Source organism: Streptosporangium sp. G11, assembly GCF_051192615.1.
GTDB lineage: Bacteria > Actinomycetota > Actinomycetes > Streptosporangiales > Streptosporangiaceae > Streptosporangium.
In genome coordinates this window covers 18207-42789 of the sequence record NZ_JBPJUQ010000063.1, presented here as the reverse complement: position 1 = coordinate 42789, position 24583 = coordinate 18207, and the positions used below count along the sequence as shown (strand labels likewise).

General features: G+C 72.5%; 18 protein-coding genes. 10 read left to right on the top strand and 8 right to left on the bottom strand.

From position 1 onward, the window contains the following. Nucleotides 1-8: 8 nt before the first annotated feature. From ACSDR0_RS38355 to ACSDR0_RS38330, 6 genes are all read left to right on the top strand, one after another. Complete coding sequence (locus ACSDR0_RS38355; RefSeq protein ID WP_435293858.1) at nucleotides 9-1193, top strand: TRAFAC clade GTPase domain-containing protein; 1185 nt, start codon at nucleotides 9-11, stop codon at nucleotides 1191-1193. An 8-nt stretch (nucleotides 1194-1201) separates the two neighbouring features. Next, a complete protein-coding gene (locus tag ACSDR0_RS38350) occupies nucleotides 1202-3676 on the top strand; it encodes a hypothetical protein (RefSeq protein WP_435293857.1) in 2475 nt (824 codons plus the stop codon). Beyond that, entirely contained in the window at nucleotides 3676-5466 is a 1791-nt protein-coding gene (locus tag ACSDR0_RS38345; RefSeq protein WP_435293856.1) for a TRAFAC clade GTPase domain-containing protein, read from the top strand. Before ACSDR0_RS38350 ends, ACSDR0_RS38345 begins: the two co-directional genes overlap by 1 nt. Nucleotides 5467-5682: 216 nt before the next feature. Next, nucleotides 5683-6195, top strand: coding sequence for a hypothetical protein (locus tag ACSDR0_RS38340; protein ID WP_435293855.1), 513 nt, complete (start codon nucleotides 5683-5685; stop codon nucleotides 6193-6195). Between the two features lie 240 nt (nucleotides 6196-6435). After that, complete coding sequence (locus ACSDR0_RS38335; protein WP_435293854.1) at nucleotides 6436-6768, top strand: YnfA family protein; 333 nt, start codon at nucleotides 6436-6438, stop codon at nucleotides 6766-6768. Nucleotides 6769-7008: 240 nt separating this feature from the next. Next, nucleotides 7009-8676, top strand: a complete 1668-nt coding sequence (locus ACSDR0_RS38330; protein ID WP_435293853.1) for a rhamnulokinase — start codon at nucleotides 7009-7011, stop codon at nucleotides 8674-8676. On the opposite strand, the gene ACSDR0_RS38325 is transcribed toward ACSDR0_RS38330, so the two are convergent. Continuing rightward, nucleotides 8563-10281, bottom strand: a complete 1719-nt coding sequence (locus ACSDR0_RS38325; RefSeq protein ID WP_435293852.1) for an IlvD/Edd family dehydratase — start codon at nucleotides 10279-10281, stop codon at nucleotides 8563-8565. The genes ACSDR0_RS38330 and ACSDR0_RS38325 overlap by 114 nt on opposite strands. Before the next feature lie 92 nt (nucleotides 10282-10373). Here ACSDR0_RS38325 and ACSDR0_RS38320 point away from each other — a divergent pair, with 92 nt between their 5' ends. Continuing rightward, nucleotides 10374-11387 carry a zinc-dependent alcohol dehydrogenase gene (locus ACSDR0_RS38320; RefSeq protein ID WP_435293851.1) on the top strand — a complete coding sequence of 338 codons (1014 nt, stop codon included), beginning with the start codon at nucleotides 10374-10376 and terminating at the stop codon, nucleotides 11385-11387. Nucleotides 11388-11529: 142 nt separating this feature from the next. Here the strand turns inward: ACSDR0_RS38320 and ACSDR0_RS38315 are convergent, their stop codons facing one another. Then, nucleotides 11530-12405 carry a helix-turn-helix domain-containing protein gene (locus tag ACSDR0_RS38315; protein WP_435293850.1) on the bottom strand — a complete coding sequence of 292 codons (876 nt, stop codon included), beginning with the start codon at nucleotides 12403-12405 and terminating at the stop codon, nucleotides 11530-11532. Nucleotides 12406-12678: 273 nt separating this feature from the next. Between ACSDR0_RS38315 and ACSDR0_RS38310 the strand changes: the two genes are divergently transcribed. Then, nucleotides 12679-13545: an oxidoreductase gene (locus tag ACSDR0_RS38310; RefSeq protein WP_435293849.1), complete on the top strand. Its 867-nt coding sequence runs from the start codon at nucleotides 12679-12681 to the stop codon at nucleotides 13543-13545. Between the two features lie 22 nt (nucleotides 13546-13567). Here the strand turns inward: ACSDR0_RS38310 and ACSDR0_RS38305 are convergent, their stop codons facing one another. From ACSDR0_RS38305 to ACSDR0_RS38285, 5 genes are all read right to left on the bottom strand, one after another. After that, nucleotides 13568-14410, bottom strand: a complete 843-nt coding sequence (locus ACSDR0_RS38305; protein WP_435293848.1) for a carbohydrate ABC transporter permease — start codon at nucleotides 14408-14410, stop codon at nucleotides 13568-13570. After that, a complete protein-coding gene (locus ACSDR0_RS38300) occupies nucleotides 14400-15473 on the bottom strand; it encodes a carbohydrate ABC transporter permease (RefSeq protein WP_435293847.1) in 1074 nt (357 codons plus the stop codon). The genes ACSDR0_RS38305 and ACSDR0_RS38300 overlap by 11 nt, the downstream gene beginning before the upstream one ends. Nucleotide 15474: 1 nt before the next feature. Further along, on the bottom strand, nucleotides 15475-16758 hold the full coding sequence (locus ACSDR0_RS38295; RefSeq protein WP_435293846.1) for an ABC transporter substrate-binding protein: 1284 nt from the start codon (nucleotides 16756-16758) through the stop codon (nucleotides 15475-15477). Between the two features lie 76 nt (nucleotides 16759-16834). Beyond that, complete coding sequence (locus ACSDR0_RS38290; protein WP_435293845.1) at nucleotides 16835-18475, bottom strand: FAD-dependent oxidoreductase; 1641 nt, start codon at nucleotides 18473-18475, stop codon at nucleotides 16835-16837. Nucleotides 18476-18565: 90 nt separating this feature from the next. Continuing rightward, nucleotides 18566-19597, bottom strand: coding sequence for a LacI family DNA-binding transcriptional regulator (locus tag ACSDR0_RS38285; protein WP_435293844.1), 1032 nt, complete (start codon nucleotides 19595-19597; stop codon nucleotides 18566-18568). 232 nt (nucleotides 19598-19829) lie between these two features. Here ACSDR0_RS38285 and ACSDR0_RS38280 point away from each other — a divergent pair, with 232 nt between their 5' ends. Both ACSDR0_RS38280 and ACSDR0_RS38275 read left to right on the top strand, forming a co-directional pair. Then, nucleotides 19830-20849, top strand: a complete 1020-nt coding sequence (locus tag ACSDR0_RS38280; protein ID WP_435293843.1) for a hypothetical protein — start codon at nucleotides 19830-19832, stop codon at nucleotides 20847-20849. A 298-nt stretch (nucleotides 20850-21147) separates the two neighbouring features. Beyond that, entirely contained in the window at nucleotides 21148-22971 is a 1824-nt protein-coding gene (locus tag ACSDR0_RS38275) for a ThuA domain-containing protein (protein ID WP_435293842.1), read from the top strand. Between the two features lie 130 nt (nucleotides 22972-23101). Here ACSDR0_RS38275 and ACSDR0_RS38270 read toward each other — a convergent pair whose 3' ends face one another. Continuing rightward, nucleotides 23102-23950: an LLM class flavin-dependent oxidoreductase gene (locus ACSDR0_RS38270; RefSeq protein WP_435293841.1), complete on the bottom strand. Its 849-nt coding sequence runs from the start codon at nucleotides 23948-23950 to the stop codon at nucleotides 23102-23104. Nucleotides 23951-24583: the final 633 nt, after the last annotated feature.

Below are 24583 nucleotides of genomic sequence, written 5' to 3'. Positions count from 1 at the left end.
TCCCCAGGATGAAACCGAGGCAGAAATTGATCACGTGTCCGTACTGCTTCGCCCGGGTGGCGCGCGAGCGCGTCGCCTTCCGCTGCGTGGGGAGGGCGGGGCACGGCACGGGCTGCGACCCCCGGGCCGACGAGGTCCTCGGCCGTCACTGGGGAGGCGCCGCGCCGTCGCTGCCGCCGGTGTTCTCGGTCCGGCGCCCCGGGCGGCGGGCCCCGTGTCCCGACTGCGGGCGGGAGACGGGGTGGCGTGCCTGCCCCGAGTGCCACAGCAGGCTGCCCGCCGAGTACTGCGCCAACCCCGGGAAGATCGTCGCCCTCGTCGGCGCGAAGGGGTCGGGCAAGAGCACCTACATCGCGGTGCTGCTGCACGAGCTGATGAACCGGGTGGGCGCCGAGCTGGACGCCTCGCTGATCCCCTGCGACGACCGCACCATCGAGCGCTACCGGCGGGACTTCGCCCGCCCGCTGTACGGGGAGCGGCGGCTGCTGAGCACCACCCAGCCCGCCGTGACCGACCTGCGGCGCGACCCGCTGGTCTACCTGCTGACCCGTACGGTCAGGGGACGGATCCGCAGCCGTACGGAGTCGCTGACCCTGGTGCTGTTCGACACCGCGGGCGAGGACCTGCGCAGCAGGGACGTCACCGAGCGGCACCTGCGCTACCTGGCGGCGGCCGACGCGGTGATCTTCCTGGTGGACCCGCTGGAGCTGCCGGGGGCCAGGGCGGCGCTGAGCGGCACGGCGCTCGCCAGGAGCGGTTCCCTGGAGGACGCCCCCGACAGCGACCCGGTCAACGTCATCGGCCGCGTGACGGAGTTGCTGCGCCACCGGGACGGCGGGCGCCTGCGGATCCCGGTGGCCGTCGCGCTCAGCAAGATAGACGCGCTCCGGCCCGCGCTGGAGAGGCAGTCGGCGCTGCACCGGGCCAGGACCCCGCTGGGCGCCCTCGACCTGGACGACAGGGAGGCCGTGGACGAGCAGGTCCGCGCGCTGATGGACGAGTGGCAGGCCGGGATGGTCGATCGCTACCTGCGCCAGAACTACACCGACCACGCGTTCTTCGGGCTGTCGGCGCTGGGCGCCGTGCCGGAGGCGGACGCCGTCGGGGCAGGGGGCATCCGGCCGTACCGGGTGGAGGATCCGCTGCTGTGGCTGCTGTACAGGTTCAAGATGCTCGACGGCGTGCGGAGGTGAGGTAGGGCGTGGCCTGGCAGCTGCACTACACGTCGGCGGAGTCGGGGCCCACCGGCCACGCCGGGTTCCAGTTCGTCGCCCAGAGTCCCGGCCTGCCCGACGGGCTGGCGGGCGCGGTGGCACGCCACCTGACGTACCGGCCGCCGCCGGGGGCGCCGCTGTCGCCCAGCCGGGGCCAGATCCTCGCGATGCCCGCCGCGCTCGGCTACACCCCGCTCGACCACGGGCACGACCGGGAGCCCGGCCGGGGGGCGGTGCTGGCGCGCTGCGTCTACCTGGGCCGCGACTACTCGGGCCGGTACGGCAACTTCCTCGGCCACGCCGTCGTGCTGGCCGAGGACGACCTCGTGGGCCTGCGGCCGGTGGAGTTCTGGCGGGCGCCCCTGTGGTCGGACGTGCCCGCCGCGCCCGGCACCGAGCTGCCCGAGCTGGCCGAGCTGACGCCGGGCACCTCGGTGGACCCCGAGTCGCTGGGCGCCTGGCTGGCCTCCGGCGGCGAGGACGCCTACCGGCGGCTCGCGCTCCTGCTGCGGACCGTGCACGAGGCGCTGACCCGGGGGCACGGGCGGCTGGTGCTCGTCACCGGCGACGTCGAGGACGTGGTGCGCTGGATCGCGGTGATCTCCTACTCGCTGCCGTGGACGGTCTCGGCGCGGCTGTCCTTCCTCACCTACAGCGCCGACCCCGCCTCGGCCCCCCAGATCATCGTCGGCACCACCCCCGACGTCTGGCTGCCCTCCGACATCGACGCGACGGTGGTGGAGCTGGACGAGGCGCCGCCCGAGGCCGAGACCGGCAGGTTCGCCGGGACGGTCGTCGGCTTCTGGCGCCGGATGGACCTGGACGGCATCGACGCGCTCGGCGAGCTGGGCGAGCCCGGTGGCCGGGACCTGGAGACGGTGGCGACCCTGCTGGCCCTGTGCCGGGGGGACGGCCCGGTCTCGGCCGCCGAGCAGGCGGCCGTCGCCGCGCTGATCGCCTCCTCGGGACGGCCGCCGGCGGACGGGTCCTGGGCCGTCCCGCCCACCCCCGCGCCGGCCGTTCCATCGGCCGCCTCTCCGGCGGGACGGGCGGCGTTGCCCGGCTGGGTCTGGACCGGCCTGGGGCGGGCGGCCGGTCTGATGGGTCACGAGCTGGCGGCGGCGGTGTGCGCGGCGGGCCCCCCTGAGGCCGTCGCGCCCTGCGCCGTCCGCTGTGCCACGCTGGCCATGCGCGACCCCTCCCTGCCGCCACCCGCCCGGCCTCTGCCCGTACGGGACGCGAGGGCGCTCGCCCCCGAGGCGGCGGCGGCGCTCGGCGCGGCCCGCGACCTCGCGGTGCTGGCCGGGGTGGTCGGGGCGGCCGACGCCGCCGGGGTGCCGCTGGAGGCGGCGGAGGTCGAGCGGGCGGCCGCCGAGCTGGTGAGAGCGGGCGGCGGGGGGCTGGCGGAGGCGGCGGAGCGGGTCCCGCACGACCGGCGCGAGACGGTGCTGGCCGGCGCGGTGACCGGGCTGGAGGGCGCCTCCCCCGAGGTCAGGTCGAGGCTGCTCACCCCCGAGGTGTGCGCGCTGCTCGCCACCCGCGACTGGCCCGCCGCCCCGCGTACCGGGGCCGCCGTGCTCCGGTGGCTCGTCGGGTCCGGCGGGCTCGACCGGGTCGAGGCGACGATCGCGCTGGTCCGGCTCGCGTGGCCCGCGCCGGACGGGGAGACGGGCGGAGACACGAGCGGGAAAACGGCCGGAGACACGGGCGGGGACACGGGCGGGGAGACGGGCGGCGGGGCGGGAGAGACGGCCGGGAAGGCGGTTGACGACGCTGCCGGGGAGCGCGACGCCGTCCTGGCCGCCCTCTGGCGGGACCCGCCGGACACCGCCGAGTGCACGCTGCTGCTGCGGGCGCTGGGCGACGCGATGAACGTCTCCACCCACCTCCTCGATCTGCCCGCGCGGGCCTTCCACCGGACCGGGCTGAAGGGCCCCGAGGTGGAGGCGCTGGCCCTGCGGGTCGGGCAGGGCATCTCCGGCGGCTACCCGGTGGACGACGCGGAGACCGCGCTCCTCGCGTCGCGGCTGGCCGGCGCGCCCACCCCCGCCGAGGCGGCCCGCGCCGTCGACCGGCTGACCGAGCTGACCCGCCACGGCGACAGGAACCTGGCCCCGCTGGCACGCAGGACGGCCGCGGGGGCACTGGCGGGACGCGACCCGCTCTTCCGTACGACCGTGGTGAAGCGGACCTCGGAGCGGACGCGGCGGTGGCTGGTGTCCGCGTGGCTCGCCGCGAGGATCGACCGTGACGAGCGGCTCGCCCTGCTGGAGATCGCGATCCGGCTGCGGAGCGGCGAGGTGGTGATCGCGGCCCTCGACGAGTGGGCGCGTTCCCATGTCCGCAACCGGTCGCTGTTCGGGGCGGCGGAGGCCCGTTTCAAACGGGACCCGGAGCTGGCCGCCGCGCTGCGGGAGCTGGCAGGGCCCAGACGGCGGCTCTTCGGCCGGGGCGAGCGCTGATGTGGATCTTCGTGGTGGCGCTGTGGGCGGTGGCCGTCTGGCTGGGCCTGATGGCGGCGACCATCCTGTTCCCGCTGACACTGGCCGCCACCACGCTGGGCGCGATCGGCGTGTACTTCACGTACGCGGGGCGGGTCCTGCTGCCCGCCCCTGCGGCCGGCCTCTCGCCGGTCAGCCCCCCGTCCGGCGGCCGGGACGGCGACCCGGTCTACCCCCACTACCTGGTGCGGCAGGTCTGGCGGGACTGGTGGGCCGTCATCGACGCCGCGCTGCCCGCCATCGGCGACACCGCGGGCGCCGTCGTCGCCGCGACCACGCGCAAGCTGATGGGCGACGTCCAGGGTTTCTTCCTGTTCCCGATCTGGCTGGCGATCTGCGGGGGCGTGGTGCTGGCGGCCGTGCCGCTGGCCGTCGTCGGCGTCCTGCTCGCCGCCGTCCACGGTGTGACCGTGCTGGCGGGCATGCTGGCCTGGCTGGCGTGCGTGGCCGTGCTGCGCGGGCTCGAACAGGTGCTCGCGCTCGTACGGCGGATCCTGCAGACCTGCCCCTACCCGGGCTGCTACGAGCGGATCACCCTGCCGCACTACTCCTGCCCCACCTGCGGCGCGCGGCACCGCAGGCTCACCCCCGACCTGAACGGCGCGATCCGGCACGTGTGCCGGTGCGGGACCCGGCTGCCGACGGCGATCCCGCTGGGCCGGTTCCGGCTGCGGGCCCACTGCCCGGAGTGCGACCGCGCGCTGCCCGCCAGGATCGGCCGGGTCAGGGTCGAGCCGCTGCCGTTCGTCGGCGGCCCGGACGCGGGCAAGACCACCTTCATGGCTTTGGCCGTCAACGCCCTGCACGGCTCGGTGACCGCGGCGGGAGGTCACGCGCTGTTCGCCGACAAGGGCGACGAGATGTCGTTCCGCCGCCTCCGCGAGCAGCTGCGGGCGGGCAGGGTCGACAAGACCGGCACCGACCTGCCCCGGGCCGTGATGCTGGACGTCGGCGTCCCGGCGCCCCGGCGGCGGGAGGGCGACCGGATCCTCTACCTGTTCGACCCCTCCGGCGAGCACTACACGGGCGCCGCCACGGTGGAGGCCATGGGCTACCTCGCCCACGGCGAGGCCCTGCTGCTGATCATCGACCCGTTCGCGCTGCCCGAGGTGCAGGACCACCTGCTGGCCGCCGAGCGCGAGGAACTGGCCGCCAGGGGGGTGGTGCTGTCCGGGGAGGACCCGGCCGACACCTTCAGCCGGGTGGTCACCGAGCTGGCCGCCCGCTCCGACGGGGGCAGGCAGCGGCGGGTCGCGATCGTGCTCACCAAGGCCGACCTGCTGCGGGGGATCGCGGCCGGGCACGGCGCCGAGGACGACCTGCCGGGCTGGCTGACCCGGATGGGGATGGGCAACCTCGTCCGGGAGGTGACGCGGCGCTCGGCCGGGGTGCGCTACCTCGCCTCGGGGCTGCCGCCCAGGAGCGAGGAGATCGCCGAGCTGGTCGGCTGGCTGGTGGGGCTGCCCCTCGGCGGCCGCACCCCCGCCGGGACCTCCGGGACCTTTGGAACCGTGGCGGGCGACGCCGAGGCGGGCGAGCCGGGCGCCGGCGACCTGACCGCCGGTGACCCGCGCAGGCCCTGGACGCCGTCGTCCCGCTCCGCCGGCCTGCTCCCGGTCAGCTATCTCCTCGCCCGCCGCGTGATCTTCGGTATCACGGCCCTGCTCTCCGCCGGTCTGATCGTCCTGCTGGCCGCCGTCCTGTGGCGGATGTACGCGGCCGACACGGCGGCCCTGTTCCCGGTGGGATAGCGGATCGCACTTCCGGTCGCCACGGCCTGGAGAGCCTTTGTCAATCAAGCGGGGGAATTGCGGGAATTGTTGGCTTTTTTAGCTGTATCGGAAGCTCATCCGGGCGCCACGACTCCACGCGGGAAACGCGTGTAAGTACAACGACGCAGACGGTTCGCCGAATGGCCGCTTACATGAACTCGTCAGCGATTCACACCTCAGATAGGGATCACCATCATGTCGCGTAAGCGTCGCAACATCGCCACTCTGGCCCTGACCGTGGCCGGGCTGGCCACCACGGCCGTCCTCGCCACCCCCGCCCACGCGGCCGGGGCCACCGTCACGGTGGGGTCGTTCGGGAACATGTCCGTCGTGGGCACGACCGGGAACGACAGCGTCGACATCAACCCGCTCAACGGCAGGATCAACGTGAGCTCCAGCCTGCACTCGGTGACGGCGGGTGCGGGATGCGTCCAGCAGGGGCCCAACGCGGTCTCCTGCGCCGGGGTCACGACCATCACGGTCAACGTCAGGCCCGGCGAGGACACCGTGCGCAACAACACCTCCCTGTTCGCCGAGATCTTCGGCTCGGCCGGTGTCGACCGCCTCTCCGGCGGGTCCGGCCGCGACATCCTCGTCGGCGGCAGCGGTAACGACGTCCTGACCGGCAACGGTGGCAACGACACCACCGACGGCGGACCCGACACCGACACCTGCAACGGGGAGACCGAGGTCAACTGCGAGCTGTAGCGGAGGTCACCTGGCCGGACGGGAGTAGGCCAGGCAGGGGGGGCGGGTGGCGGTGCCACCCGCCCCCGGCGTCACCGGAACCGGGGGGTGGGGACCTCCCCGGTCCGGTATCCACCACCTTCTCGGAACGATCGCTCCCCCGAGAGGCCGCCCCGCGTGGAGGCGACGGATCTCGCCGGGGACGGGACGGCACGCGGGGCGGGACGCGCCCCGGTTCCGGCAGCCGCTATTTTTCCGGGCATGACGATCGCCCGTTCCCTCCTGCTGTTCGCGCTGGCCGCCGTCGCCGAGATCGGCGGCGCCTGGCTGGTCTGGCAGGGGGTCCGCGAGCAGCGGGGACCGCTGTGGATCGCCGCCGGGGTCGTCGCGCTGGGGGCGTACGGGTTCGTCGCCGCGTTCCAGCCCGACCCGAACTTCGGCCGGGTCCTGGCCGCCTACGGCGGGGTGTTCATCGCCGGGTCCCTGCTGTGGGGGATGCTGGCCGACGGCTTCCGTCCCGACCGCTGGGACCTGATCGGCGCGGGCGTGTGCCTGGCGGGGGTCGCTCTGATCATGTACGCCCCGCGCGGCTGAACCCTCCCGGCCGGGCAGAGGAGACCTTCGCGGCCGAGCCGGAAAACGTCGCGGCCGAGGCCGGGAGAACCCTCCCGACCGCCCGGGGAAGCCACCGCGAAAGGGCCGTGCCGGGGGCGACTATCACAAAAAGGCCCGCGCGGCTGGGCCGGGAGAGAAAGGCGAACCTGTGAGCCGTTTCACCCACTATTTCTGATATATCTCCCATATCGGGAAAGGCTTTCCGGTTACCCTTGGACCGTGCCCGTCTACGTGGCCGTGGACCTCGGACCTGAGAGCGGCCGGGTATTGACCGGCGAATTCGATGGTGAGCGGCTCTCGGTGCGGGAAGTGCACCGCTTCGCCAACCGGCCCGTCCGCGTCCTCGACGGCCTGTACTGGGACGTGCTCGGACTTCTCACCCAGACCCGCGGGGGCATCGCGCTGGCCGCCGCCCGCGGCCGCCTCACCAGCGTGGGCGTGAACGCCTGGGGCGGTGACTTCGCGCTCCTCGACCGCGACGGGCGGCTGCTGGCCAATCCCCGCCACCACCTCGACCCCTACACCTCCGGCCTGGCGGGGCTCGTCTCCTGGCAGGACCACTACGAGCTGACCGGTGTCCATCCGGGCCCCGGCACCACGGCCTGCCAGCTGCTGGCGCACGCCGGATCCCCGCTCCTGGAGGCGGCCGACCACCTGGCGATGATCCCGGACCTGTTCACGCTCTGGCTGAGCGGCGAGCTGCTCGCCGAGCGGACGATCTCGAGCACCAGCCAGCTGCTGGACGCCAGGACCGGCCGCTGGGCGAGCAGTCTCGTCACCCGCCTGGGCCTGCCCCGCCACCTGTTCGCCGACCGGCTCACCGAACCCGGCACGGTCGCCGGGCCGCTGCGCGACGGGAACGGCGTGGACGGCGGGAACGGGAGAAACGGGAGGAACGGGAAGGGGCCCGGCTCGACCGTGGTCGTCGCCGTGGCCGGCCACGGCGACGCCTCCGCGGCGGCGGCGCTTCCCGTCTCGTCCGGCTCGGTCGGCTACATCTCCTTCGGCCCCCGCTCGCTGGCGGGGCTGGAGCTCGACGCGCCGGTCACGAGCCGGGAGGCCAGGCTGGCGGGCTTCACCAACGAGGGCGGCGTCATGGGGACCGTGCGCTTCACCCGCGCCCTCAACGGCCTGCTGCTGCTCCAGGAGTGCCGCAGGGCCTGGGGGGTGCGCACCTCGTACGCGGACCTGGTCGCCGAGGCCGCCTCCGCGCCCGGGTTCGGCCCCCTGATCGACCCCGGCCATCCGTGGTTCCTCGAACCCGGCGACATGCCGGCCAGGATCGCGGCCTACTGCCGGTCGACCGGCCAGGCGCCGCCCGCGAGCCGCGCGCAGACGGTGCGCTGCGTCCTGGAGAGCCTCGCCTGCTCCTACCGGTGGGCCCTGGAGCAGGCCGAGTTCCTCAGCGACCGGCGGGTGGAGGCCGTACACCTCGTGGGGAGCGGGGCCTCCAGCGAAGCCCTCTGCCGGCTCGTCGCCGACTTCGCCGGGCGGCCGGTGCTCGCGGGCCCCGTGGAGGCGACCGCCGTGGGCAACCTGCTGGTCCAGGCGATGGCCGACGGCCGCGTCGGCTCCCTCACGGAGCTGCGCGAGGTGGTCCGCCGCTCGTTTCGGCCCCGGGCGTTCCCGCCCGGCGGGCAGCGGGAGCCGTACGAGATCGCCTACTCCCGCTACCGGCAGCTGACCGGGATCGGCGGGTTCTGGAACGGTACGGAGGCCGGGCCGGCCTCCGCTCGCCGGGCGCGCCCGGCCCGCCACGCGGCGTCGGCGACGTCAGTGGGACTCGCGGGCGACCGCGTCACCGCTGGAGCCGACGAGGAAGTCGAGGTCGGCACCCCGGTTGGCCTGCATCACGTGGTCGACGTAGAGGCATTCCCAGCCCCGTGACGGCGCGGCGAAGGCCGCCCGCATGGCGTCCGAGGGGTGGCGCCTGGCCAGGTCCTCCGGCGGGATGTCGATGTCCAGGCGCCTGGCCTCGACGTCCAGGATGATCGGGTCACCGGTCTGCACCAGGCCGAGCGGGCCGCCCGCCGCGGCCTCGGGCGCCACGTGCAGGACCACCGTGCCGTACGCCGTGCCGCTCATCCGGCCGTCGCAGATCCGCACCATGTCGCGTACCCCTCGCTCCAGGAGCTTGGCCGGCATGGGCACGTTGGCCACCTCGGGCATCCCCGGGTAGCCCTTGGGACCGCATCCGCGCAGCACGAGCACCGAGGAGGCGTCCACGTCGAGATCGGGGTCGTCGATCCGCGCGTGCATGTCCTCGACGCTGTCGAAGACCAGGGCCCGGCCCCGGTGGCGCATCAGCTCGGGCGAGGCCGCCGCGGGCTTGATGACGGCCCCGGAGGGCGCCAAGTCGCCGTACAGGACGGCGATGCCCGCGGCCTTCTGCAAGGGCTGGTCGCGCGGGCGGATGACGGTGTCGTCCCAGATCCGCGCGTCGTCCAGGTGGTCGGCCAGCGGCCTGCCCGTCACCGTCAGCGCGTCCGGGTCCAGCAGGTCTCGCACCTCGCGCAGCACGGCCAGCAGCCCGCCCGCGCGGTGGAGGTCCTCCATCAGGTGGCGGCCCGCCGGTTGCAGGTCGACCAGGAGCGGCACCCCGGAGCCGGTGCGGTCGAAGTCGTCGAGGGAGAGCTCGACGCCGAGCCGGCCCGCGATGGCCAGCAGGTGCACCACCGCGTTGGTGGACCCGCCGACGGCGGCCAGCGCCACAATGGCGTTGAGGAAGGATCCCCTGGTCAGCAGGGTGCTGGGGCGCAGATCCCGCTCGACGAGCTCGACGGCGAGCCGCCCGGTCTCGTGGGCGCCCTCCAGCAGGCGGCTGTCGGGGGCGGGCGTGCCCGCCAGGCCGGGGAGGGTGGTGCCGAGCGCCTCGGCGACGCAGGCCATGGTGGAGGCGGTGCCCATGGTGTTGCAGTGGCCCCTGCTGCGGATCATCGACGACTCCGAGCGCAGGAACGCCTGCTCGCTCAGGGTGCCCGCGCGGACCTCCTCGCTGAGCCTCCACACGTCCGTGCCGCAGCCCAGCTGCACGCCGCGGAAGGTGCCGGTGAGCATGGGCCCCCCGGGGAGCACCACGGCGGGCAGGTCGACCGAGGCCGCGGCCATCAGCAGGGACGGGATGGTCTTGTCACAGCCGCCCAGCAGCACCACGCCGTCGATCGGGTTGGCCCGCAGCATCTCCTCGGTCGCCATCGCGGCCATGTTGCGCCACAGCATCGCGGTGGGCCTGACCAGCGTCTCACCCAGTGAGACGACCGGCAGGTTCATCGGGACGCCGCCGGCCTCCCAGACACCCCGCTTGACGCTCTCCGCCACCTCGTCGAGGTGGGAGTTACACGGGGTGAGGTCGGACGCCGTGTTGGCGATCGCGATGTGCGGCCGGCCGTCGAAGGCGTGCGAGGGCAGCCCGCGCCGCATCCAGGCCCGGTGGATGTAGGCGTTACGGTCGGTTCCCCCGTACCACTGCGAGCTACGCCGGTCCGCGGTCACGTTCTCAGCCCCATTTGCCGAACGGTAGTCTACGGAACCCGATTCTTGTACCTCCGGCCCCGCCCGGCGGCGCCGTCTGGAAGGTTCCACCCGTGAAAGCGTTCGTCGTGACCGGGCCTCGCCGCTTCGCCGTGCTGGATGTCGAGCCCCCGGTTCCCGGCCCCGGGCAGGTCGTGGTCGACGTGGAGCGGGCCGGGGTGTGCGGCACCGACATGGAGTTCTTCAGCGGTGAGATGGCCTACATCGAGGAGGACAACGCCCGCTATCCCATGCGGCTCGGCCACGAGTGGTGCGGGACGGTCTCCTCCGTCGGCGAGGGCGTCGACGGCGGCTGGATCGGCACCCGCGTCACCGGCGACACCATGCTCGGCTGCGGCAGGTGCCGCCGCTGCCTGGGCGGATTGCAGCACGTGTGCGAGGACCGCTTCGAGATCGGCATCCGGGGCGGGTGGCCGGGCGCCCTGGCCGAGCGGCTTCCCGTGCCGGTCACGGCGCTGCACGCCCTGCCGGACACGGTCGACGCGGTGGCCGGGGCCATGGTCGAGCCGGGCGGCAACGCGCTGCGGGCCGTCGAGGCCGCGGCCCTGGCTCCCGGCGACCGGCTGCTGGTGCTGGGGCCGGGGACGATCGGCCTGCTCGCCGCCCGGTTCGCCCTGGCGCACGGGGCGGAGGTCCACATCATGGGCCTGTCGGAGACGTCGCTGGAGTTCGCCCGCACCCTCGGGGTGCACGGCGCGTGGACCTCGGACCGGCTTCCCGAGCTCCCGTTCGACGCCGTCATCGACGCCTCCAACGCCCCCGGTCTGCCCTCCCTGGCCGTCGACCTGGTGGAGCCGGGCAAGCGGGTGGTCTACATCGGCCTGGCGCCCACCCCGAGCGCGGTCGACACCCGCACGCTGGTGCTCAAGGACGTCACGGCCGTCGGCATCCTGAGCGCCTCCCCCGGCCTGGCGGGGGCGATCGAGCACTACGCCTCGGGCGCGGTGGACCCCCGGCCGCTCGTGGCGGCCGTCGTCGGGCTCGACGAGGTGGGCGAGATCCTCTCCGGCTCCCGCCCCGCGGGCTCCGGCCCCGGACCCAAGATCCACGTCGACCCCCGGATCTGACCGGTCCCGCGCCCAGAGCGGGCCGGGTAAAAACGCGCACCGGCCGCCGGCGCGGGCCGGGGCAGGGAAAGGCGCCGCACCGGCCGCCGACGCCCTTTCGATGCCGGCGCGGGCCGGGCGGTGGACGCGCGCACCGGCCGCCCTACCGCTCGTCGGCGCCCTCCCGATCGGGAACGGCCCCCCGGGCCGGGGGGCGTTCGGACGCGACGAGGCTGCCCAGGATCCCGAGCGACTCGGCGTGACGGCTTCCCGGCTCGGCGTGGAACACCACCAGGACGAGGCCGTCGGCCCCGGCGACCGAAAGCTTGTTCGAGTGCAGGTCGAGCTCTCCGACCTGGGGATGGTTCCACCGGCTGAGCCTGCCCTTTTTGCGCAGGACGTCGTACCGGGCCCACAGGCGCCGGAACCTGTCGCTCCGGACGGACAGCTCGCCCACGAGCTCCGCCAGCCGCGGGTCGTCGACATCGGGCCCGACCAGCGCCCGCAGGGCGGCGACCCCCTCCTCGGTCACCTCCTCCCAGTCACGGCGCAGCTCCCTCTCGGAGGGGTCGAGGAAAACGGCCCGGAGCAGGTTCACGCCCGGCGCGTAGTGCGGGGACAGCGCGGTCGCCAGCGGGTTGGCGGCGAGAACGTCCGTCAGCCTGTTCTGGACGTACGCGGGGTTCATCGTCCACCCGCCGATGAGCTGGAGAACGCTCACCGGGACGCGTTCCGCCCTCGGGGAGGCGCGTCCGCGCGGCGCGGTGACGGCCAGCCGGTGCAGGTACGAGGTCGCGTCGCCGTCGAGCCGCAACGCCCGCGCGAGGGCGTCGACGACCTCCGCGGACGGATGCCGGTCGCGTCCCTGCTCAAGGCGGAGGTAGTAGTCGGCGCTGATACCGGCCAGTATCGCGACCTCCTCGCGCCGGAGTCCGGGCACCCTGCGCCGGCCGCCACCGGGAAGATCCACGTCTTCCGGCCGGACCAGCTCCCGGCGCACGCGGAGGTACTCGCCGATGAGGTTTCCCGCCCTGTCCATGTTGCGACGCTAGCAAGGCGGACATCCTCCAGCCTGGTCCTGTCACTCCCAGGATGGCCAGGGCACTTCCTGGCCGCGGGCGGCCGGCGGACACTTCGAGGTGGCCGGAGATCCCCGCTCGTCGGCGTACGACGCCGACCCGCACGGCCGTGCCGCGAGAGGACCCGCGGCGAGGAACGGCCGTGGTGAGCGGGTGACACCCGGCTCCGGGGCCGCGGCACACGGCCGCTCCCGCGTCACGAAGATCTTGGAAAACCGATGAGAGGACCGACAATGCCGATGTCACTACCCGGCGGAAGCCTGAAACTCGCCGAAGACCTCACGCTCAGCCGGGTGGGTTACGGGGCCATGCAGCTCGCGGGCCCCGGCGTGTGGGGACCCCCGCGAGACCGCGAGGAGGCGATCGCGGTGCTGAGGGAGGCGGTCGAGCTGGGAATCACCCACATCGACACCAGCGACTACTACGGCCCGTACGTCGTCAACGAGATCATCCGCGAGGCCCTGCACCCCTATCCGGACGACCTGCGCATCGTCACGAAGGTCGGGGCCCGGCGCGCCCCCGACCGGTCCTGGCCGCCGGCCCTGTCCCGCGAGGAGCTGATCACCGCCGTCCACGAGAACCTCGAACGTCTCGGGCTCGACGCGCTCGACGTCGTCAACCTCCGGGTCGGGGGGATGACGGACCCCATCCCCGGTTCGCTCGCCGAACCGTTCACCGTGCTCGCGGAGCTGCGGCAGCAGGGCCTCATCCGGCATCTCGGCGTCAGCGGCGTATCAGCGGAGCAGCTCACCGAGGCGCAGTCGATCGCCCCGGTCGTGTCGGTGCAGAACTTCTACAACCTGGCCCACCGGGCCGACGACGAGCTCGTCGACCGCTGCGCCCGCGAGGGCATCGCCTACACGCCCTTCTTCCCCCTCGGCGGGTTCACCCCCCTGCAGTCCGGCGTCCTGGACCGCGTCGCCTCCGGGCTCGGCGCGACTCCCTTCCAGGTCGCCCTCGCCTGGCTCCTGCACCGATCGCCCACCATCCTGCTCATTCCCGGGACGTCGTCGGTGGCCCATCTCCGGGAGAACGTCGCGGGAGCCGGTATCAAGCTGCCCGCCGACGCCCTCGAGGAGCTCGACACGATCGGAGGGTGACCGCCGCCGGAGCCCGGGAGGGTCAGCCCTTCAGGCCGGTGTGGGCCAGGCCCTCGATGAACTGCCGCTGCGCGAGCACGAACACCACCAGCACCGGCAGGGCGGTCATCGAGGCGGCGGCGAGCTGGACGTTCCACATCGGCCCGCCGTAGGCGTCGACGAACTGGGTCAGCGCCTGCGGGAGGGTGAACTTCTCCGGCGAGGAGAGGTACACGATGGGTTCCAGATAGAGGTTCCAGCTGTGCAGGAACGTGAAGATCGCGACGGCGCCGAGCGCGGGGCGGGCCAGCGGCAGCGCGACCCGGTAGAAGGTGCCGAACCGGCCGAGCCCGTCCACCCGGGCGGCCTCCTCCAGCTCGCCGGGCAGGCTGACGAAGAACTGCCTCATGATGAAGGTGGCCAGCACGCCGGGCGCGCCGAGGATCGGCACCAGGATCAGCGGCCAGTGGGTGTCGGTCAGCCCGAGCCCGTGGAACATCTGGAACAGCGGGACGATCGTGACCTCGCTCGGGATGAGCAGTCCGAGCAGCACGACGACGAAGAGGACGTTCTGGCCGGGAAAGCGGATGCGCGCGAAGGCGTACCCGGCCATGGCGGCCACCGCCATCGTCCCGGCCGTGACGATCAGGGCGATGTAGAGGCTGTTGAAATACTGGCCCGCGAAGGGCTGCAGCTCGAAGACCTGGCCGTAGGCCGAGAAGTCCCAGTCGACGGGCAGCAGCCTCGGCGGGAAGGCGAAGATCTCGCTGACCGGTTTGAGCGAGGAGGTGACCATCCACCAGGTGGGGAAGACGAACGGCACGCACAGCACGCACAGCAGGCCGTACAGGAGCGTCTTCAGCCGCACCGGTATCTCACGTTTCATTGAAAACCCATCTCCTGCGCATCCGCCACTGCACGATGGTGAGCAGCGCCACGATCGCGAACAGCAGGACCGACAGCGTCGCGCCGTACCCGAAGTGATGGAACTGGAAGGCCTGCTGGTACAGGTAGTAGACGAGGACGGTCGTCGACATTCCGGGGCCGCCCTGGGTGAGCACCGCGATCTGCGCGAACACCTGCAGCGACCCCACCACGGTGATGATCGAGGTGAGCAGGATGGTCGGGCTGATCAGGGGGACGGTGATCCGCACGAAGCGGGTCCACGCCCCGGCGCCGTCCAGCTCGGCGGCCTCGTAGAGCTGGGCCGGCACCCCCTGGAGGGCGGCCAGGAACAGCACCATGTTGAGGCCGACGTTCTTGAGGACCTGGACGACGACCACCGAGAGCATCGCCGTGCCCTCGCCGCGCAGCCAGTTCGGGCCGTCGGCTCCGGCGGCGGCGAGCAGGCCGTTGAGGCCGCCGTCGTCCTGCAGGAGAAACTGCCACACGATCGTCCAGGCGACCAGCGAGACCACCACGGGCGAGAAGAACACCGTACGGAAGAAGGTGGTCCCGCGCAGCCGCTGGTTGAGCAGGATCGCCAGGACGAGGGCCAGGCCGAGGTTGAGCACGACCAGGCCGACGGAGAACAGGGCGGTTCCCGCCAGGACCTCGCGCAGGTTGGTGTCGGCGAGCAGCCTGTCGTAGTTCTCCCCGCCGACGAACTCGAAGGTCCCCGCCAGCACGTTCCACTCGTGGAGGCTGTACCACAGGACGAGGCCGAGCGGCAGGAGCACGAACAGCACGCTGCCGAGGAGCTGCGGGGTGATCAGCAGGTATCCGACCAGGTTGTCGCGGCGGCGCACGGTCCAGAACGCCCGGCCCCCGCCGCTCCCGGAAGCCCGGCGAACCCGGGGGACCTGGCGGGCCCGGCCGTCGTCCCCCGCGCTCTTCGCGCTCCCCGCGCCCTCCAGCGCCCGATCACCGCTCACCGCGGTCTGCCCGCCGGCGGCCGGCCGGGCACTCGCCCGGCCGGTCACCGCGGATCGCGGGTGCGACGCGGCCATGTCACGCGCCCAGCATCGGCTGGATCTTGGCGCACACGCCGCCCAGCACGGCCTTGACGTCGGCGCCGGGCTGCCAGAGCGGGTCGAGCGCGGCCCGTACGGTCTGCGACAGCTCCGCCTGGCCGGTGTGGTTGGGCTTGACCACGCCCTTCTCGATGCCGCTGATCACGACCTCCTGCAGCTGGCCGGGCTTGAGCAGCGGGTTGCTCTTGGCCATGGTGTCCGCGGTGAGCTGGGAGGCCCGGGGCGGCGGGAAGTAGGCGGCGAGCTTCGCCGAGTTGGCGGGGTTGGTGAAGAAGGCCAGGAAGTCGGTGGCCGCCGCCGCGTTGGCGGACTTCTTGAAGACGCCCAGGCCGGCCTGGCCGATCACCGAGTACTCGCCCTTGGGCCCGGCGGGCAGCGGGACGAGGTCCCAGCCGAACTTCGCGTCCTGCAGGAGCGAGGCGCGGGAGATCTGGGTGATGGTCATCGCCGAGTCGCCCGCGAAGAAGTCGGCCGTGGTGCCGGGGCCGGGGAAGGCCTTGTCCGTGAAGATCGACTTGTGCAGGAACGTCATGGCCTCGACCATCTCGGGACTGTCGAACCCGCAGGTCTTACCGTCCTCGCTCCACGCCCGAGCGCCCCAGCCGCCCCACACCGAGGCGAGGTTGTCCCAGCCCTTGTAGTCGAAGTCACGGACGACCATGCCCGCCTTGCCGGTCTCGGAGGCGACCGCGGCGTTCTGGGCGGCGACCTTCTCCCAGGTCCACGCGCCCTCCTTGATCATCTCTGCGGGGGTCTTCTGGCCCGCCTTCTTGAGCAGGTCGGTGTTGACGAACACGCCGAACGGCGAGGTGGAGAACGGGTAGGCGTACAGCTTGCCCTCGGCCTGCCAGAGCTTGACGGCCGACGGGGTGAGGTCGTCGAACTCGTATCCTCCGGCCTTGCGCAGCGTGTCGTCGAGCGGCGCCAGCGCGCCGGAGGAGACGAAGTCGGGCGCCGAGCTCTCCAGGATCCAGGCCAGGTCGGGGGCGTTGCCCCCGGCGATCTGGGTGGTCAGGGTCGTGGTGTAGCTCTCGAACGGGATGGGGTCGAACTTGATCTCGCCGACGTCGGGGTGGGTCTTCTTGTACTCGGCGGCGATCTCGTTGAACAGCTTCAGGTGGGCCTCGTTGGAGGTCCAGATCGTCATGCGCAGCGGCTGCGGGCCCTGTGCGGCGGGGGTGGCGTCGCCGCCCCCGCCGCACGCCGTCAGGGTGAGCAGCGCCGCCAGCGCGACGGCCGCGGGCTTTCCGAATGGTTTCATGATCCGATCTCCTTGCTGGGAATCCCCCGGCGGTCGTGGTGGGTGACCGGTCGCCCGGCCGGTGCCGCTCGTCCGGTCAGTAACCGGTCACCTGCGGCCAGCGCAGCTCGACGCCGTCGCGGGTGAGCCGCCGCTGGAAGTCGGCGAGCAGGCCCTCGTCCTCGCGTACGGCGTGCGGGGTGGTGGCGTTGTCCAGGCAGAAGGCCGCGAGGGCGCCCGCGGCCTCGCCGACGTTCCACTCCACCGGGTGCAGGCGGTAGGCCCCGTTGGTGATGTGGGTGGTGCCGATGTTCTTGGACGCGGGCAGCAGGTTGGTCATCCGCTGCGGGACGAGCGCGCCGAGGGGGATCTCGAACGGCGAGCTCGCCACGTCGATGTAGTTGTCTCCCCCGGTAGAGGGGTGCAGGTCGATGCGGTACATCCCCACCCCGACGGAGTCGGCGTAGTTCACCGCGCCCTTGTCGCCGCGCACCGCGAGCGACAGGTCCTGCTCGGCCACGGTGTACAGGGCGCGGACGCGGCGCGACTCACGGATGTAGGGTGCCTGGGCCAGCCCGCCCTCGCCGCCGCCGGTGACGTCGCCGCGCAGGCGCAGGCCGGGGAAACCGGTCCCGCCGTCGGCGCGCGGCGCCTCGGTCTGCATCCAGTACAGCACCGAGCGGGACAGCTCCCGGGCGGCCGCCACGTGCGCGGCGGCGTCCGGCACGTCGATGACCGGCCCCTCCAGGTAGTCGATCATCGGCCAGTTGACCAGCGTGATGTCGCTGTCGTAGGCACCGTCGGCGAAGTTGCGCCGCGCGGCGATCCTGCGGAACGTCCACAGGTTCGCGTCGCCGGGGTTGAGCCGCTGGTCGGCCTCCACCAGCAGCGGGTCGTCGTCCGGGTTGGGGGTGAAGGAACGTTCCACGATCTCCAGGGTCCTGGGGTGCGGGCAGCGCCAGGACAGCAGCCGGTCGCCCCAGAAGTCGGGCTGGTAGCTCCTCCAGAACTCGTAGGCGGCGGGCCTGTCGATGGTGTGGTCGCCGTCGACGTGGTCGATCGCGAAGCACACCGAGACGGCCTGCATGTTCATCGGCTGGGCCTCGGCGGGCGCGCTCGGCTCGCCGGTGTCGCCCTGCGACTCGAACCCCGTCACGTACTCGGTGCCGGTCAGCGGCAGCAGCTCACCCGTCTCGGTGGCGTCCAGCACGTACGGCGCGACGGCCGTGACCTCCCCGCCCCCGTCCCGGTGCTCCAGGCGCACGGACCGCACCCGGTCGCCGTCGACCTCCGCGCCGACCGGTCGGTACGGCTGCAGCACGCGCAGCCGCCCCGAACCCCGGTAGGGCGCGAGCATGGCCTCGATCACCGCGACCGCGACGCGCGGCTCGTGACACAGGCGGCTCACGTGCCCGGCGCCCGGGTTCAGCTCCCGCCAGCCCCGCGACCGCGCGGTCAGCGGATAGTGGTCGCGGTAGTAGCGGCGGATGCCGTCGCGCAGCGCCCGGTAGGAGGCCGTGACGCCGAACCGCTCCACCCAGGAGTGCTCGTCCGGCGGCACGGCCTGGCTGGTCAGCTGCCCGCCGAGCCAGTCGTACTCCTCGGTCAGGATCACGGTGCGGCCGGCCCGCAACAGCGCCAGGGCGGCGGCGACGCCACCCAGCCCTCCGCCGACGACCACCGCATCCGCCGATATCTCAACCACGTCGGGGGTCTCTCCCATCATCGTCGTTCTCACCGCGTTCTCGCCGTTCTCGGCGCTCTTGCCGGTCTCAGCACTCTTGGTGCTCTTGGTGCTTTCGGCGCTCGTGGCGCTCTCACTGTTCGATCAGCTCCGGACCGGTGCGAGCGTGGATCCCTCGACCAGCTCGCAGGCCAGCAGTTCCTGCGGCGTTCCCCCTCCGCTCTCCAGCACTTCCGCCAGCAGCTCGACGGCCCTGCGGCCCATCTCGCGCCGGGGGATGCGGAACCCGGTGAGGTCGACGTCGACGCGGACGGGCCTGGTCGGAGCGCCCAGCGCGAGGATCGACAGGTCGCCGGGGATCGCGAGGCCCCGCTCGTCCGCCGCGTGCATGATCGCCACGGCGTCGGCGGGCTCCTCGACGAAGGCCGCGGTCACCCCGGCGGCCGACAGCTCCCCCAGTGTTTCCTCGGGGGTCCTGCCGGTGACCGGCACGTGCACCCCCTCGGCCCCGACGGCGGCCACCGCCTCGCGGAAGCCGCGCATGCGGTCGGCCGGCGACTCGGCACCCGCCCCGGTGCCGACGTAGGCCAGCCTCCGGTGGCCGAGATCGGCCGCCCTGTCGACCAGGGCGCGCACCGCGGGCGAGTAGTCGGCGCCCACGTACGGCACCGGAGCGCCCGCGTCGTCACGGCGGCCGATGGAGACGAAGGGGATGCCCTCCGCCAGCAGCCGGGCCAGGTCATCGCGGTCGACCGCGCGCCCGAGGAGCACGCAGCCGTCGGCCAGCCGCACCCGGCTGTCCTCGTTGAAGATCCGGCGCCGCTCCCCCGCGGCCTTGGCGCTGGTGAACAGCAGCAGGTCGCAGCCCATCTCCTCGGCGCACTCCTCGATGCCGAGCAGGAAGGGGTGGTAGAAGTCGGCGCTCGCGGTCGGGAAGACCGCCTCGTAGGTGAAGACACCCATGATGCGGTTGCGCCGATCGGCGAGCCGCCTGGCGATCGGATCGGCGACGTATCCGGTCTCCCTGATCACCCTCAGCACCCGCTCGCGCGTCTCCGGGGCGATGCGCACCTCGGCGTCGGTCCGGTTGTTGAGGACGAGCGACACCGTCGTCTGGCTCACCCCCGCGATGCGGGCGATGTCCTGCTGGGTGAGTCGGCGGCCGGGGGAGGTCACGATCCGTAGCGTCCCATCTGGTGATAATGCGCATTAGCGGGGTTGGGACGTCATCCTGCAATCAGCCACCGGATCCTGTCAAGAGCCAGGAGACAGGATCATGGAATGGAAATTTCTCCGGTGATAATCCGTATTAGCACCTTGACGAGCAAACACGCCTGACCGAACCTTTGCGATCAGAGAGATGTCCTCACCATCACTCACGGTGAAAGTTGTCGCGAAGGGACAGTCAATGTCTGAACCCCTCCTGGACCGCCGCGGACTCCTGCGCGCGGCGGTCGGCGCCGGCGTGGCCGGCGGTCTCGGGCTCGCCCTCCCCGGGGCGGCCACGGCGGCGATCGCGCCGGCCGGTACGGCAGCCGCGCTGGGACCCGCCGGATTCCCCACCTACCAGTACATCGGCACGCCGTTCGACAAGGCGAGCCTGCGCTACAACCCGACCAACGAGCTGATCTTCCCCTGCATCCGGGGCATGTACGACAAGATCGCGAGCCCGCTGGGGCGCTACTACCTCTACTACGCCCCGCACGACAGGCCGGGCGGCATCTGCCTGGCCTACGGCAACTCGCTCGGCGGCCCGTTCACCGAGTATCCGAACAACCCGATCATCTCCAACGTCTGGTCACCGCACTACTCGGTCAGCCACGTCTCGTCGCCGCACATCATCTGGAACGCCGCCAACCGGCAGTTCTACATGTACTTCCACGGCGAGAACAACACCACCCGGATGGCCTGGTCGACCAACGGCGTGAACTTCACCTACCACGGCACGGTGCTGACCACCGCGGCGATCCCCGGATCGACGGAGACCTCCTACGCCCGGGTCTTCGAGCACGCGGTCCCGGGGCTGGGCAACAAGTACGTCATGGTCTTCATGGGCGTCACCGGCGGCTCCCGCAAGATCTTCTGGGGCTGGTCCTCCAACGGCAAGGACTGGCAGTTCGACCCGACCCCGCTGGTCTCGCCCGGACCCGACAGCCAGAGCGACCTGTCCGGGCCGTCCCTGCTCAAGCGCAACGGCACGGCGTACGTCGTCTACCACGGCAACAGCGGGAACATGTTCCTCACCGAGGTGGGCAACGCCTTCGACCGTGAGGTCCACCTCGGCGTCTTCCACCGGCCCCTGACCGGGGCCCCCGACAACCGCCGCAGCGCCGCGCCCTCCTTCGGCACCGACGGCGGCGTGGAGTACATGTTCTACGAGGCGGGACAGCGGAGCGGGTCGACGATCGCCGTCGCCCGCGCCGTCTAGACCGCGCGTTCCCGGACGGCCCCCGGCGGAGCCGTCCGGACCACGGGTCCCGCGCGCCGGACGTTGCCGGGGTGCCGGGCGAGCTCGCCCGGCACCCCGGCGCGCACGGTCAGGGGCGGCGACGACGGGCACCGGTTGCTAATTCGTTACCTTCCATCCAGGTGCGTGGCACGATATACAGGTGTTACAAAGCCAATTAATTGCTATTGGAGACAAATAAAGCACCGAGCACCACGGCAACCAGCGCGGCGGCGCGCGCCTTGCCTGACTTACCCCCCAAGGTCAGGAAGGGACTCTCATGGCACAACGTTCCCGGCTCTGGAGCCGGCTCCGCTCCACGACGCCCCCGGTCGCGGGCGACCCCGCGGCGGCTCCGGCGCGGCGATCCCCCGCCGCACCGAGCCTCGCGGGCGCGAGGACGGTCAGGCGAAAGCTCGCCCGAGGTGGCCTGGCGACCGTCGTGGCCGCGATGGCCGGCGCGACCATGTTCGTTCCCACGGCCGCCGAGGCCGCCGACCCCGCCTACCAGGTGCTGGTCTTCTCCAAGACGGCCGGTTTCCGGCACGACTCGATCCCCGCGGGCCTCCAGGCGATCCGCGACCTGGGCGCGTCCAACAACTTCACCGTCACCGCCACCGAGGACGCCGCGGCCTTCACCACGGCCAACCTGACTCGTTTCAAGGCGGTGGTGTTCCTCAGCACCACCGGTGACGTGCTCAACGGCACCCAGCAGACCGCCTTCGAGTCCTACGTCAACGGGGGCGGCGGCTACGTCGGCATCCACGCCGCCGCCGACACCGAGTACGACTGGCCGTACTACGGCAACCTGGTGGGCGCCTGGTTCAAGGGGCATCCCGCGCCCCAGCAGGCGACGGTCAGGACCGAGGACCGCGCGCACGCGGCCACCGCCCACCTGGGGGCGACCTGGTCGAGAAGCGACGAGTGGTACAACTACCGCACCAACCCGCGCAACAGCGCGCGAGTGCTGCAGAACCTCGACGAGGGCAGCTACAGCGGCGGCGACATGGGCGACCACCCGATCACCTGGTGCCGTCCGATGGCGTCCGGCCGCTCGTTCTACACCGGGCTCGGTCACACCGCGAGCTCCTACGGCGAGCCGGGCCTCCGGTCGCTGCTGCTCGGCGGCATCCGGTACGCGGCCGGGATGGCCAAGGCCGACTGCCGCCCGGAGACCGGCTACACGAGCCTGTACAACGGCTCGACCACCGGCTGGACGCAGAGCGGCCCGGGCGGCTTCACCAACGCCGACGCCACCCTCACCTCCACCGGAGGCATGGGCGTGCTGTGGTACTCGGCGAAGAAGTACTTCTCCTACTCGCTGAAGCTGGACTGGAGGGTCGCCGGAGACGACAACTCGGGCGTCTTCGTGGGCATGTCGGCCTCCGACCCCACGAACACCTCCAAGGGGTACGAAGTCCAGATCGACGCCACCGACGCCGTCGACCGCACCACCGGGTCCATCTACGCGATCAAGTCCGCCGACATCGCGGCCCGCGACGCGTCCCTGAACCCGCCGGGCGCGTGGAACACCTACGAGCTCCTCGTCCAGGGCGAGCGGCTCCAGGTCTTCCTCAACGGCACCAAGATCAACGACTTCACCAACACCGACCCGGCCCGCAGCATCCGCGAGGGGCACGTCGGCATCCAGAACCACGGCACGGGCGACGACGTCTCCTTCCGCAACGTCCGGATCAAGGAGCTGGGCGGCACCGGCCCGATCCAGACCACGGCCGAGGCGGAGTCCTACACCTCGAACTCGGGCGTGCAGATCGCCGACCACGGCCCGGCCAGCGGCGGCAGGACGGCCGGGTTCATCGAGAACGGCGACTGGGTCGGCTACTCGTCGATCAGCACGGCGGGCGCCACCGCCTTCGGCGCCCGCATCTCCTCCGCCGGATCCGGCGGCACCATCCAGGTCCGCTCGGGGTCGGCCACCGGGACCGTCCTCGGTTCGGTCGCCGTACCGAACACCGGAGGGTGGGAGACCTTCCAGAACGTCTCCACCCCGCTGACCGGATCGGCCTCGGGACCGCTGTTCCTCACCTTCACCGGGGGCGGCGGCTTCCTGTTCGACGTCGACACCGTCACCCTCACCCGGTGAACCGCGGCTCGTGGCGCGCCACCCCGGCGCGCCACGGGCCTCATCCGGTCGCGGGGCCCCGGGCCCGGTCTTTCCACCGCCGGGCGGGGAGCGTGGCGTGAGGAGGTCCCGGAGGACCTCCGCGCGGCCGTCAGGTCGCCACGTCGGCCAGGCGGTCGACCTGGTCGGCGTCACGGGCCCAGCAGTAGAGCACCACCTCGTCGGCGCCGAGGTCCGCGAACGCGGTGATCGCGTCACGGATCCGCTCCGGCGTGGTGAGCATGTTCTCGACGACCCGGGTGGTGTCACCCAGGAAGCCGTAGTAGGAGGTGATCTCCTCCTCGGCGTCCTGGACGGTGCCCTCGGGGCCGAGGGCGACGTTGACCTGCGCGACCATGCGAGGCCGTCCGTACCGTCCCGCCTCGGTCCAGGACCTCTCGACCTCACGCATGAACCCGCCGGCCATACCGGCGGGCGCGGCGCACAGGTACCCGTCCCCCCATCGGGCGACGCGTTCCAGGGCCGCGGGGGCGAAGGCCCCGATCAGGACCTCCGGACCGCCCTCGCGGAGGGGGGCCGGGCCGATCGGGCCGACCTCCTCGCTGTAGGGCTCACCGGACCAGACGCGCCGCAGCGTCTCCAGCTGCCTGTCGAGCCGGTGGCCGCGCCCCCGGACGTCGACCCCGGCGGCGAGATAGTCGTCCTGGCGCGTGCCGATCCCGACACCGAGGGTGAACCGGCCCTCGGACAGCCGGTCCAGGGTCGCGACCTGCTTGGCGAGCAGCGCCGACTGACGAAGGGGGCCGAGCAGCACCTCGGTCTGCACGCGGATCCGCGAGGTGGCGCCCGCGATGGCCGCCAGCGTGATCAGGGGCTCGGGGTTCGCGTAGACGAGACGGTCGAGCAGGCCGAGGGTGGTGAAGGGGCCGGCGTCGGCGCGCCTGGCCCAGGAAAGCAGCGACAACGGGTCGCAGGTGGGCAGGCCGAGACCTACGTTCATGGGATTCCAACCTCCGGAAGGGCATGCGGGAACGACTGCCGCCCCTCCATCACCTCGCACGGCCACCGTGCGCGGCGCGCTCCCGTACTGCGACGTCTTTCCGGGGAGCGCGATCCTTGGAGTACCACCATTCTACCCACACCGGACACGCGACACCCCGCCGGCCTCCCCTGCCCCACGTTCGCGCCCGCGCGGGTCCCGCGGGCACGCCCGCCCGCGCGCCGCGCCGGACGAAGCCGCCGCTCCCCGGGCCGGCTCATCGGGAGGATCGCTTGGATATGATCTTGCGGTGGCAGGCTCGATGTCGGCGCGGCGTCGAGCCCGCCCCCACGGCCGAAGGGCCCTCCCCCACGTGCGCCGCCGACGGCCGAGGCCCCGCCCCGCCGTTTTTGTCACCGCCTGACAAACGAACCCCCCTCGCCCACGGCTAGTCTGGACGGGCCCCGAGTCCACGAGCCGCTACGCGACCAAGACCACACCAGCCGCATGCCACACCACCCCGGCGAGCGCGTTTGTGCGAGCCCCACAACTCCGGCCGCGAAACACGCTTAGTCCCCACCATTCCGGTATCCGGGGGCAGCCGAGAGTATGTACCCCGGTTGGGGCCGGGGACGGTCGCCGTGTTCACCGTCT

What these genes read in the sequence shown, in the direction of transcription:
- ACSDR0_RS38340 (WP_435293855.1), top strand. Translation starts at nt 5,683, where the DNA reads ATGTCGCGTAAGCGTCGCAACATCGCCACTCTGGCCCTGACCGTGGCC.
- ACSDR0_RS38280 (WP_435293843.1), top strand. Translation starts at nt 19,830, where the DNA reads ATGTCTGAACCCCTCCTGGACCGCCGCGGACTCCTGCGCGCGGCGGTC.
- ACSDR0_RS38295 (WP_435293846.1), bottom strand. Translation starts at nt 16,758, where the DNA reads ATGAAACCATTCGGAAAGCCCGCGGCCGTCGCGCTGGCGGCGCTGCTC.
- ACSDR0_RS38275 (WP_435293842.1), top strand. Translation starts at nt 21,148, where the DNA reads ATGGCACAACGTTCCCGGCTCTGGAGCCGGCTCCGCTCCACGACGCCC.
- ACSDR0_RS38305 (WP_435293848.1), bottom strand. Translation starts at nt 14,410, where the DNA reads ATGAAACGTGAGATACCGGTGCGGCTGAAGACGCTCCTGTACGGCCTG.
- ACSDR0_RS38335 (WP_435293854.1), top strand. Translation starts at nt 6,436, where the DNA reads ATGACGATCGCCCGTTCCCTCCTGCTGTTCGCGCTGGCCGCCGTCGCC.
- ACSDR0_RS38345 (WP_435293856.1), top strand. Translation starts at nt 3,676, where the DNA reads ATGTGGATCTTCGTGGTGGCGCTGTGGGCGGTGGCCGTCTGGCTGGGC.
- ACSDR0_RS38355 (WP_435293858.1), top strand. Translation starts at nt 9, where the DNA reads ATGAAACCGAGGCAGAAATTGATCACGTGTCCGTACTGCTTCGCCCGG.
- ACSDR0_RS38315 (WP_435293850.1), bottom strand. Translation starts at nt 12,405, where the DNA reads ATGGACAGGGCGGGAAACCTCATCGGCGAGTACCTCCGCGTGCGCCGG.
- ACSDR0_RS38300 (WP_435293847.1), bottom strand. Translation starts at nt 15,473, where the DNA reads ATGGCCGCGTCGCACCCGCGATCCGCGGTGACCGGCCGGGCGAGTGCC.
- ACSDR0_RS38270 (WP_435293841.1), bottom strand. Translation starts at nt 23,950, where the DNA reads ATGAACGTAGGTCTCGGCCTGCCCACCTGCGACCCGTTGTCGCTGCTT.
- ACSDR0_RS38310 (WP_435293849.1), top strand. Translation starts at nt 12,679, where the DNA reads ATGCCGATGTCACTACCCGGCGGAAGCCTGAAACTCGCCGAAGACCTC.